The organism is Flavobacteriales bacterium TMED191, assembly GCA_002171975.2.
Classification (GTDB): domain Bacteria; phylum Bacteroidota; class Bacteroidia; order Flavobacteriales; family TMED113.
This window is the reverse complement of the sequence record NHIO02000001.1, coordinates 1-8,764: the sequence shown is the minus strand read 5'-3', so window position 1 is coordinate 8,764 and position 8,764 is coordinate 1. Positions and strand designations below refer to the sequence as shown.

Sequence of the window (8,764 nt, the reverse complement as noted above, 5' to 3'; positions counted from 1 at the left end):
GTTTAATTTTAGATCACCAGCTAAAGTTACATCGCTTCTTTCAATCAAACTTTGCGCACTAATTCCAAACCTTAAATCTGCCCATTTTTGTCCATATTTACGATTTGGCAATAGCGGTTTTAAACCATCTATTTTATTGAGTCTCACTTCAATTTCTAGCTGCTCATCCTCTACAGCTTCGTTGACTCTATAAGCTTGAGAAATCTTTGCTTCAAGCGGAGATAGCGGTTCTTCTTCGTTGGACATGGCAGTATGTGCAATAGATTAAAGAATGTATTTATCTATACTTAAGACAATACATTTACTTATATTTATAGCATTAATTTATATAATATGTAGGAGTATTTGTGATACTCAAGGGGAATATAGAGGCGCAGCTATATTCCTCGATTAAAGAACTATTTAAAGTAATAAAATAGGCTATATACCAGTTATATTAACGTGTCTTATACCCTATCAAGTTCTCGCACTAATTTTCGCAATTTACATTTAGTTATAATCTATAACGCATGTTATAGTCATGGGACTCATCTGTTTTTAGCCCTTCATGGCATGCAGGGGGTCAGCGGTTCAAGTCCGCTTGGCTCCATTATTTAAAAATATTAAGAGGATTAGATCTTCATCTGCATTATTAAAAGTCTTTTCTCTCTCTCTTCAATATTAATGGGAAAAATTAATGAATTTATATTTGATATAGATCTTGAATTAGGATATTTTGATTTTAAGTTCATTCTTGAATTATGCGTAATACCAAAGTATCAAATTAATACTAAATATATAAAACTCAAGGTTAAGCTCAAGTCTCTCCTTAACCGGCTAATGGTTAAGCAATATAAAAAGGGATAAAATCTATTTCATTTAAAAATTTTAGAAAAAGAATACGCTGATAAAAATTAACAAGTTATGAAAAGAAATCTTCATGCGAATTTCGGAGAATTTAATTAAGTTTTTTAGTAAATAGCAATTTAAATAATTATCCTAAAACCTGGGAAAGTATACGCTTTAATAACTAACAATTTCTCTTAACGTAATTACCTTACTCTTTTATTTGCATTAGCGTAAATATAATCTCTTTTATATTTATTATCCAAAAGATAATGAATATTTTTGCACCACAAATCCAAATCGTTTTCCAATAATATTCCATCATAATTATCTTTAACAAAACTTGAATAGGGCGAGTTTTTTGAATAGATTCCTACAGCACCCAATCTCGTAGTATCAAAAAATTTTGTCGGGGATCTGAATACATTAAATTCTGATTTTAGAATTGGATTTAAAACAATATCAACATTTCTATGCCGAGTATCTAAAAGAAAGGATTCCCAATCCATTGGATAAATCATCTTTATCCTTGGAATTGATTTAAAGTATTTTCTCCATTTTTCATTAATGAAAATTTCAATCAAACAGTCATCTCTTTGACTCTGAATTTTTAAGAATAATCCCTTTATCCATTTCAATTCTAAAACGTGAGAACTTGTTCCGATGAAGGAAATTCTATGTAATGTTTTTTTTGTAAAATTATCTCTAAAATTAAGATCTACAACTTTAATTTTTATTTTGTTATTTAGTTGGATAGACAACTTTTTTTTTAAATTCAAATTTGTCACCCATATTTGATCTACTAAAAATCTTAATAAATGCTTATAGCAATAAATTCTAAAAAACAACTTAAGTTTATATTTAGTTGGTAATTTTGAAAAAATATTAAATGAAAGTAAATCATCATCAATAAACAAGATAATTTTTATATCTTTCTTTTTCAATCTAAATAAATTAAATATTCTTTTAAAAGGTATATATCTTACTATTATTAGTGTGTCTTTTTTATTCAACAAATTTAAGTTAAAATCTTTTTTTAAATCTAAAAAATTTGGATTAAGGTGATTTAGCCAATAATACGAGGTTGGATTAAGTCCATTGTGTAAAACAGTAATATTTTTATTAAAAGACAAAATTTCTAATTAATTAGATTGTTTTAATTTAATTTTAAAAAAAATTTTTAAAAACGCAAATATTATTTTTATATACATAAAGTGTCTAGAAATTAGTAATTAACTAATATAAAATTTTTTTAAATTATAGTTATACTTATCTTCGCATGCATAATCATTGGGTGAAAAAATTTTTACTTTTTCAACCATTAATACTGTTCTACCTGATAAAAATCTCATTAATATAAACTTAAGAACATTATTATCGTAAACATAATTACTTTTAGATTTATCTATATAACGAAATTTCCATGCAATTACTTTTAGATTGTTTGAGATTGATAATTTTGATATACTTTTTGAAAATCTTTTTTCAACTGAAGTATAAATTGATCCACTTGGATAAATAAGAACCTTACTTTTTTGCTTACAAATTTTTTTTAAGTATATATAGGCAGATTTTCTGTGACTTAACTTAATATGATTGAAAGTAAAATGGCCAAAATTCCTTAGTGAAATTTCAAAAAAAGGAAGTGCTTTTTTTAAATGCTTATTTACAGTTGTAATTGTTGGCATCTTAAAAATAAATTGCGCTACAAAAATATCTAAAGGATTATCATGATTAGAAATATGTATACCATTTTCAAGTAAATTAAGTGTATTTTGTTTGTCTAATTTATATGAAACTCCAAAAGATATCGAGCAGAAATAAGCTGCATAAATAAAAAATTTTTTAGAAATATTTTTAAGTTTTAAATAAATAAAAAATAAATTTATCAAATAAAGAATATATGAAAAAATAAAAATATTTAGTCTTAATATGAAAATTACTATTCTCCTCATATTAAAAATTATCTATTATTGAGAAAAGTAAATACACTTTCAAAAGGGAAATAGCCATCAAAATTTCCATTTATTTGGGAATTTTCTAAAATATATCTATAAAATTTGTTAAATAATAACTTGTTTACTTTTGCAGGATTCCTAAAAAAAGAGACTAAATCATTTTGATGTGATAATCCTTCTAAATTATAAGGAGTTATTCCTAATGACTTAATTGGTATAGAATGGAATAATGACTGGTATCCCACTGTACTGTTAATTAATACTGTTCCTTTACAAAATCTATTTCTAAAAATTTTTGACAGGGGAAAATCGTGTATATAAAAAGTTTTATCTTCAATATTAAATTCTTTTGAAATTTCTAAAATAAATTTTGAATAATTAGTATAACCTCTGTCCCTTGGATGATGCTTAAAAATTAAATTAGTATTTTTTAATTCTGCATTAGAAAATTCTTTGATAACGTAATAAATAAACTCATAATTATCTTTAAAGTTAGATCCTTTTAAAATTTGACTATCAGTAGCTACTTGTAGTATGACCATAAAAAAAGGACTTTTTGAAAAGCATTTTTTCTTTAAATTTTTCTCAACAATTCTATAAAAAAATTTTAAAATAAATCCTTTTAATTGAAACCATAAGTAAATAGGTTTAGGTTGAAGCTTATGCGCAAATTCAACAATTTTATAATTTTTAAAGCTATGATTGAAAAAAGTAATTAATTTCCATATTTTCCTTATTCTTAATCCATGATTTATGGGTACTGGAAAATTTCCATAAGGTTTTTGTTTTTCATAAAAATTCCTATCAAATAAAAACCCACTATCGTAATTAACTCCTTTATCCTCTAGTGTTACAAAATTAGGTCTTAAGTAACCTAGTTCAAAAATATGAGAATTTATGAAATGACCTTTTCTATTTAATTCTTCGCATAGTTTCAAAGCTTGCTTATGAGGAATCAATACATTTCCGTACATGAAAATGTGCTTTATATTTTCTTTAATTATTATTTTTTCCAAAAATTCTTTAAATTGATAAATGTCTTCAGAATAAGTTAATCTTGACGATTTTTTAAAGCCATATTCGTACAAGGGAAAGCTTATTTTAAAAGTTTTGATGTCATTTTTCTCTAAAAAGGAAGCTACCCTTGAAAAAAATGTCCCAATAGGACCCATTAAAAAAATAACTGATCCTTCAATTGAAATCTTTTTTTTGAATATGGGTATATTCTTTTTTTTCGTCATCTGAAAATAACATAATTTTTAAAAAATTCTTTCAATGGGCCCCAATATCTAAAAATAACTTGTTCAAGTGTCTTTTTCCTTTTTCTATAAAAATCTAATTCAGAAATAATATTTTCTACCTCAGTATGACAATTATATTTCAAGCTATAATAAAAAGGATATTCAATTATAGCTATATAAACCATTTCCTCCAAACTTAACTTTCTAGTTCTTCTTGATTTCCATTTATAATTAAAGAGTTTTTCTTCCGTTAATCCCCAACCAGAATAAAAAGGGATGCCGTATGTTGTAACAGGAATGCCTCTAATTAATGCTTCAAAACCACCCAAAGATGTAAATACAGCTACCCTATCAGAAATTTCAAAAAGCTTTTGAATGCCTATTCCATAAGCTACTTTATCGGCAATATTATTAATAAGATTTTCATTTCTTCCTTTGCATCTCAAACCTCTTTCAATATCTGGATGAGGTTTGTAAATTACATTGTAGTTTGGGTAATCTTTCTTAACTTGAAAAACAAGATCATAATTAGTTTTTTTTAATATATTATCAGGAACCCCATAAATCATTGCATTATCAGTCTCTACTTGTCCTAATACTAATATTGTTTGTTTATTATTAGAATCATTTTCATTATAGAACCTCTTATGAGAAGAAAGATTATATTTACTAATATTATTTTGCTTTATTAAATTAATTAATTCTTTTGCTCTTTTAAGTTCCTTGGCACTAACCGATTTTTTTTGAAGGAGATCTTCTAAATCGCTGGGTTGATTAAAGTCATAATGAATCCCACTCTTATCGAAAAGCAAACTCATAGGTGGGATTAGTTCTCCTCCTAAACCAACAGATCTGATAAAACCATCTTCGGCGGAAATAAAAGTATCACTTTTAATTTTATATTTCTCAAGTTTATTAAACTTACCCCAAACTAAAAAGTTCTTTATTTTACTTTTAGATTCCTTAAAGAAAGAGAAACTGCGATCAGTTGAGTTGGGAATAAATCTACTTATTTGTCTAGATTTCCATGGTGTCAAATATAAGCATTGTAGATTTTTTGGAAAAAAATTATAAATTTTTCTTTGCTTGTAAACGAACTCCATTATTTCCTCAATTTCGCAAATTTTCTTATTTCTCGGATCTAAATAAATTTGATATTTAATTAGACTTCCATAAACTAGCTGCTCTAATGAAATATTAGATTTTCTTTTTTTAATTCGAGATATATTATGATCAATAGTTAACCCAAATCCAGAATAAAAGGGATTTCCAAAAACATGTACTTCCTTACCATAAATTAATGCTTCAAATCCAACTTGACTTGTGACTACACAAATAGCACTAGATTTTTCTATTAACTTATTAACTTGTCCATAGTCAAATATAATTATCGCATTTTTTTTTCTACAAAAATCAATATCTAAACAACCCCTTTTTTGAGAAGTGAGTACATCAGGATGAATTTTTATAATAATTTTATGATTTGGCCATTTTTTCAAAGCAAACATAAACATTTCTTGAAATGTTTTTTTATTTGCATCACCATATTTTATTGATAAATCTCCATCAGTTTGATCAATTAATAATATGAAGGGGTTTTCAGGAGGCGAAACAAATTTTGGATAATTATATTTTGAAATTCCATATTCTTTCCATAATTTTATTATTTGCTTAGACCTCAAATTTTCTTTTTGAGAAAGTTTTTCCTCTATAAATCTGAATAATTGACTTTGACTTTTGCTATTGTAATAAATGCCACTTTTGTCAATACAAATACTCAAGGGGATTCTTTTCTTTCTTATGCAAAATGAATGAATGAATCCATCTTCAAGAAAAAATAATTTTGAAGTTTTCAATTTCCTTTTTTCATTTCTCAAACGATTGCCTGAACTTTTCATTCCCCAAACATATTTATTTGATTTATTAAGCTTAAATTCATAAACTATATCCATAGTCCTTGAACTAACAAAAAATAATTTATTAAATAACTTTAGAAATAAATTCATAATCTTTAATAAAAAAATTTTTTAAATAATTTTATTTATTTTCCTACAACTATATATTTAAAAATATCTTAATTTTTGATTTTTATCAAATATAAGGGGATAAAATCAATTTTATAATTTTTTTTAGAATTCATTGAGTAATAAAGTTTTTAATTATATTTATTGTTCTAAATCTTCACAACTAAAATTTTATTAATTAATAATTTAGATTTAGCTTTTTTAATATACTGTTAAAATTAACAATAAATAATTAAGATTTTTAAAATTTATTTTTTATAATTATGCAACGAAAAGGAATTATTTTAGCTGGAGGCACTGGAAGTCGTTTATACCCAATTACAAAAGCAGTTAGCAAACAATTATTGCCTATATATGATAAACCAATGATTTATTATCCATTATCTACATTAATGCTTGCTGGGATTAAAGAAATATTACTTATTTCTAATCACTGTGATGTAGATAAATTCTCAAAACTTCTTGGAGATGGATCTCATCTTGGTATTAATATTGAATATAAAATTCAATTTAAACCAAATGGAATAGCTGAAGCTTTCTTAATAGGAAAAGAATTCATAAGAGACTGTAATGTAGCATTAATTTTAGGCGATAATTTATTTCATGGTCATGACTTAATTAATATCTTACAAAGAAATTACTCTAAAACTAACGGTGCTTCAATATTTGTTTATCCTGTAAGGAATCCAGAAAATTATGGAGTAATTGAATTTGATCCCAAAGGCAAAATTTGCGGAATAGAAGAAAAACCTTTATTACCTAAGAGTAACTTTGCAATTACTGGATTATATTTTTATGACAACACCGTTATAAATAAAGCTGAAAGAATTAAACCCTCTAAAAGGGGAGAATTAGAAATAACTGATATAAACAAACTTTATATTGATGAAGGGAGAATAGTAGTACAAAAAATGAATAGAGGTATGACTTGGCTTGACACCGGTACAATAGATTCTTTGCATGAAGCCTCTTCCTTGGTTCGATCTTTGGAGAAAAGACAAGGGTTAAAAATTGGGTGTCCTGAGGAAATAGCTTGGAGGATGGGATTTATTAATAATGAGGAATTATCAATTCTCTCAGAAAATCTTGTGCGAAGTGGATATGGAAATTATTTAAAATCATTAATCTCAGAAACATTAAAATAGATTGGTAAAAAAATAAAGATTAAAAATGGAAACAAATAAACTTACGTCAAATAAAGGAAATCTTATAGAAGGTCCATTGATTCTTAAACCAATGATATTTAATGATCAAAGAGGTTGTTTTTATGAAAGTTGGAACGAATCAACTTTCTATAATGAAATTGAAGAAAAGATAATTTTCTTTCAAGATAATCACTCTATTTCTGAATCTGGAGTTTTAAGAGGTCTTCATTATCAAATTCAGCCGTTTGCTCAGGGGAAATTAGTGAGGTGTATTTCTGGAGAGATTTTTGACGTTGTTGTAGACATTAGAAAGAATTCTCCGACTTTTATGGAATGGGGAGGTATCAATCTGAATCACTTAAATAAATTAATGTTATGGATACCAATTGGATTTGCGCATGGGTTTCTATCTTTGAAAGACAAAACAGAGGTTTTATATAAAGTTAGTGGATTTTACAGTAAAGTTCATGAGAGGTGTATAAGATGGAGTGACCCAAAAATAGATATTAAATGGCCTTTACAAAATTGTCTAATTGACAAACCAAAATTATCTGAAAAAGATTCAATAGCCCCCTTCATTCAGGACACTGCAATTTTTATTTAAATCTTCCTAATGAGAATTTTATTAACTGGAGCTACTGGTCAATTAGGGAAAGAGATTTTAAAATCTAAACCTAAAGATGCACTAATAATTAGTCCAAATAGATATCAATTGGATTTATCTGATTACTCATCTTGCAAAAATATGGTTTTAAAAAATAATCCTGATTGGATTATTAATTGTGGTGCATATACTTCTGTAGATGGAGCGGAAAAGGAAATTGAACTTTCTTCTAAAATTAATAGTCTTGCTCCTAAAGCCTTTACCGAAATAATAAACAAAACAAATGGTAATTTATTGCATCTAAGCACAGATTATGTTTTCGATGGAGAACAGAATTTTCCATACGATGTACATCAAGAAAAGAATCCAATATCTAATTATGGGCGATCAAAGGCATTAGGAGAAGAACTTATTGAAAAAAATATCAAGAATATTGAAAATGCAACTGTTCTTAGGACTAGTTGGGTTATAAGTCCAAGAGGTAAAAACTTCATTCTTAATATGCTTAAGCTACACTCTGAGAAAGAGTATATAAAAGTAGTATCTGATCAAATCGGATCTCCTACTAGCGCAAAAGAACTAAGTAAAGTTTGTTGGAAAATAATTGAATTTAAGAAAAAAAATAAATTACCTTTTATTCTTCATTGGGCCGACTCTGGAGCTGCAAGTTGGTTTGATATTGCAGTTGCAGTTGGAGAGATAGCACTTGAATTGGGAATTATAAAGAAAAAAGCTTCTGTTTATCCAATAAATACCTATGAATATCCAACAGCAGCTCAAAGACCAAAATTTTCATTACTTAATACAAGCGAGACAAGTAAATACTTAAATATAAAAGCAAATCATTGGAGAGAAAATTTAATTAATATTTTAATTGAATATAAAAATACAAATAAAATTTAATTTTTAAAATATGAAACCATCTAATAATAATAAAAAGCTTAGATTACTAGTAACTGGTGGAGCT

General features: G+C 26.3%; 8 protein-coding genes. 3 read left to right on the top strand and 5 right to left on the bottom strand.

Features of this window, described 5'->3' with window-relative positions; all coding sequences use genetic code 11:
- The 5 genes from CBD51_000040 to CBD51_000020 all read right to left on the bottom strand — a co-directional run.
- The coding region (locus CBD51_000040) for a hypothetical protein (GenBank protein RPG60913.1) at window positions 1–246 on the bottom strand (246 nt) is incomplete at its 3' end.
- A gap of 785 nt (window positions 247–1,031) precedes the next feature.
- On the bottom strand, window positions 1,032–1,958 hold the full coding sequence (locus tag CBD51_000035) for a hypothetical protein (protein RPG60912.1): 927 nt from the start codon (window positions 1,956–1,958) through the stop codon (window positions 1,032–1,034).
- Window positions 1,959–2,057: 99 nt separating this feature from the next.
- Window positions 2,058–2,780: a hypothetical protein gene (locus tag CBD51_000030; protein RPG60911.1), complete on the bottom strand. Its 723-nt coding sequence runs from the start codon at window positions 2,778–2,780 to the stop codon at window positions 2,058–2,060.
- 8 nt (window positions 2,781–2,788) lie between these two features.
- Window positions 2,789–4,024: a hypothetical protein gene (locus tag CBD51_000025; protein RPG60910.1), complete on the bottom strand. Its 1,236-nt coding sequence runs from the start codon at window positions 4,022–4,024 to the stop codon at window positions 2,789–2,791.
- Entirely contained in the window at window positions 4,021–6,030 is a 2,010-nt protein-coding gene (locus CBD51_000020; protein ID RPG60909.1) for a capsular polysaccharide biosynthesis protein, read from the bottom strand. Before CBD51_000020 ends, CBD51_000025 begins: the two co-directional genes overlap by 4 nt.
- A 281-nt stretch (window positions 6,031–6,311) precedes the next feature.
- On the opposite strand from CBD51_000020, the gene rfbA reads away from it, so the two are divergent.
- From rfbA to rfbD, 3 genes are read left to right on the top strand one after another with little or no spacing between them, the layout of a single operon-like run.
- Window positions 6,312–7,193, top strand: coding sequence for a glucose-1-phosphate thymidylyltransferase (gene rfbA / locus CBD51_000015; protein RPG60908.1), 882 nt, complete (start codon window positions 6,312–6,314; stop codon window positions 7,191–7,193).
- Between the two features lie 25 nt (window positions 7,194–7,218).
- Window positions 7,219–7,797, top strand: coding sequence for a dTDP-4-dehydrorhamnose 3,5-epimerase (rfbC, locus tag CBD51_000010; GenBank protein ID RPG60907.1), 579 nt, complete (start codon window positions 7,219–7,221; stop codon window positions 7,795–7,797).
- A gap of 9 nt (window positions 7,798–7,806) precedes the next feature.
- On the top strand, window positions 7,807–8,700 hold the full coding sequence (gene rfbD / locus CBD51_000005) for a dTDP-4-dehydrorhamnose reductase (GenBank protein ID RPG60906.1): 894 nt from the start codon (window positions 7,807–7,809) through the stop codon (window positions 8,698–8,700).
- Window positions 8,701–8,764 lie beyond the last annotated feature (64 nt).